Source organism: Streptomyces flavofungini (genome assembly GCF_041028215.1).
GTDB lineage: Bacteria > Actinomycetota > Actinomycetes > Streptomycetales > Streptomycetaceae > Streptomyces > Streptomyces flavofungini_B.
This window is the reverse complement of the sequence record NZ_JASKYR010000934.1, coordinates 1-2,327: the sequence shown is the minus strand read 5'-3', so window position 1 is coordinate 2,327 and position 2,327 is coordinate 1. Positions and strand designations below refer to the sequence as shown.

At 70.0% G+C, this 2,327-nt stretch carries 5 protein-coding genes; all 5 read left to right on the top strand.

The features are described 5' to 3' along the window. The coding region (locus AB8Z36_RS36770; RefSeq protein WP_369217731.1) for a TIR domain-containing protein at nt 1–453 on the top strand (453 nt) is incomplete at its 5' end. Between the two features lie 74 nt (nt 454–527). Continuing rightward, nucleotides 528–1,220, top strand: a complete 693-nt coding sequence (locus AB8Z36_RS36765; RefSeq protein WP_369217730.1) for a maleylpyruvate isomerase family mycothiol-dependent enzyme — start codon at nt 528–530, stop codon at nt 1,218–1,220. Between the two features lie 190 nt (nt 1,221–1,410). Beyond that, a complete protein-coding gene (locus AB8Z36_RS36760) occupies nt 1,411–1,650 on the top strand; it encodes a hypothetical protein (protein ID WP_369217729.1) in 240 nt (79 codons plus the stop codon). A gap of 63 nt (nt 1,651–1,713) precedes the next feature. Further along, nucleotides 1,714–1,929 carry a hypothetical protein gene (locus tag AB8Z36_RS36755; protein WP_369217728.1) on the top strand — a complete coding sequence of 72 codons (216 nt, stop codon included), beginning with the start codon at nt 1,714–1,716 and terminating at the stop codon, nt 1,927–1,929. Between the two features lie 127 nt (nt 1,930–2,056). Continuing rightward, nucleotides 2,057–2,327: VOC family protein (locus AB8Z36_RS36750; RefSeq protein WP_369217727.1), on the top strand; the 271-nt coding region annotated here is incomplete at its 3' end.

The following is a 2,327-nucleotide window of genomic DNA, read 5'->3' as shown; positions in this document are numbered from 1 at the left end:
GCCTGCGGTCGGGGGGGGGGCGATGACGGCGGCGCCCACGACCGGCGCGTCCTCGCCCTGAGCGAGCGGCTCAGCGACGAGCCCATCGACGTACGCCTCGACCAGACCAGCGCCAAAGGGCCGCAGTTCTGGCCCCGGTGGATGGACCACCAGTACCGCAAGGCCGACTTCGTCCTGGTGATCGCCTCACCCACCTACCTGCGCCGCGCCAACCACGAGGAGGAACCCGGCGTGGGCGACGGCGTCGCGTTCGAGGCCGACTACATTCTCCAGCAGCGCTACCACGACCGGTACTGGTACCGGCGGATCCTGCTGGTGATCTTTCCCTGGTACAGCAACGCCGACGTGCCCGCATTCCTGGGCCAGGGCTCGGTCAGGCCCTACCTGGTCAACCCCGACACCGGGGAGGGCGTGCCCGCCCTGGTGGAGCACATCCTCACGCCGAAGAGCTGACGAGGCGTCCGGGGTTTGTCCGCCCACCCGGCTCCGAGGCGCGATGTCAGTGGGCTGCGTTAGGTTGACCGGTCATGGACTCGGAATCTCTGCTGCACCACCTGCGGGACGAACTCGCCGCGTTCCGCGCATGCCTCGACGGTGATCTGTCGGTACCCGTCGAGCACTGTGGCGAGTGGACGCTCCGCGACCTGGCCGAGCACCTGGGCAGCTCAAATCTGTGGGCGGCGGCCGCGGTCACCGAACGACACGGCAAGCACGAGGCGGCCTCGGCTCCGCGTGACCCCGATGCGTTTCTGCGGTGGTTCCAGGACGGCTCAGGGACTCTCCTCAGGGCCCTCGACACCGACCCGAGTGCGAGCGCCTGGACTTTCCATCCGCCGCACACGGTGGGTTTCTGGCAGCGGCGCCGTGCACTGGAGACGCTCATTCACCGCTGGGATGCCGAGAACGCGGCGGGCGGCAGCCGACCGCTCGACCCGGTTCTGGCGGGCGAAGGTGTGGCCGAGGTCTTCGACACGATGGCACCACGGCAGATAGCCCGGGGAAGAGCACAGCCCCCGCAGTACGCCCTGCGTCTGCACGCGGCGGACACCGGGGCGTCCTGGGTGTACGGCCCTGGCGCCGCCGTGGCCACGCTCACAGCGACGGCGGAACAACTGGTGCTGCTCCTGTGGGGCCGGATGCGCAGCGCGGACGCCGCCTTCACCTGGAGCGGCGATCAGGAGGCTGGATCGCGCATTTTGGCCACCACATTGACGCCCTGACACCGTCCAGGAGCGTAGCCGGAGACGGTCTGCGGCGCCGGTGACCGTGTCGTGGAACTCGATCGAAGACCGGCGAGGGCGGCTTGCACGCGGCGCCGCACGCCAGGATCGTGCGGCCTTTCGTGTGCCGTGGCGGGGCACGAGCGCGCCAGCGGCCGGAATCGCCGGACCGCCTGCCTACGATCCGCTCGTGGCAGAGATCTCCGGTGACCTGGTCAAGCTGGAACGGTGCGCCGAAGAGGCGCGGGCGCGGCTCGCGGGCCTCGACGGCGAGGAGTACGCGGCGCAGTGGCGCCGGTGGGCGGATGCGGCCGAGCACTTCCAGGCGGCCGTCACGGCGCACGCCGAGGCGACCGGCCAGCTCCGCCACGAGGTGGAGATGGCCGCGAAGAAGGCCGCGCGCCACGCCGAGGAGGACCCGGTCGAGTAGCGCACCGGTGGTGTTGGAGTACCCCGGCGTGCGGCTGGCGCCGCGCGCCCGCACGCTGGCGTCATGGCCTCCAGCGCACCCGTGGTGATCTATCCGCCCGACGAAGAAGGCGGGCGTCGCGTCCGCATCGACGGCACCATTCTCGGCCGGGCGAACAATGTGCGGGACGTCGCCCGCTTCATGCAAGAAGCCGGGCTCCAGGACTGGGACGAGATGGATGTCGTCCGCTCCGCACTGATCGAGTGGCGTGGGGGCGGGCCGGACGCCTGGACGATGTAGGAGGGGAGGATCCCGGAAACTTGCCGCCGCCCGGATGTCGAGAACGGCGATACTGCTGCGTCCCAGGTGTAGCAGCGGCCCGTAGCGAGCCGCTCGACGAAGGACTCGACGAAGAAGGAGCACCACCATGACGCTTCAGCGGATGGACAACGTCGGCATCGTCGTCGACGACCTGGACGCCGCCATCGCCTTCTTCACCGAAATCGGCATGGAGCTGGAAAGCAGGGCGGAGATCGAGGGCCTCTTCGCGGATCAGACGGTCGGTCTGGACGGCATTCGCAGCACCATCGCGATGCTGCGGACGCCGGACGGCCACAGCAAGCTGGAGCTCGCGCAGTACCACGCCCCCGAGGCGAAGAAGCCCAGCCCGCGCAACGCCCCGCCCAACACCCTCGGCC

Coding starts and splice junctions, on each gene's coding strand:
- AB8Z36_RS36755 (WP_369217728.1), top strand. CDS start 1,714: ATGGCCTCCAGCGCACCCGTGGTGATCTATCCGCCCGACGAAGAAGGC.
- AB8Z36_RS36765 (WP_369217730.1), top strand. CDS start 528: ATGGACTCGGAATCTCTGCTGCACCACCTGCGGGACGAACTCGCCGCG.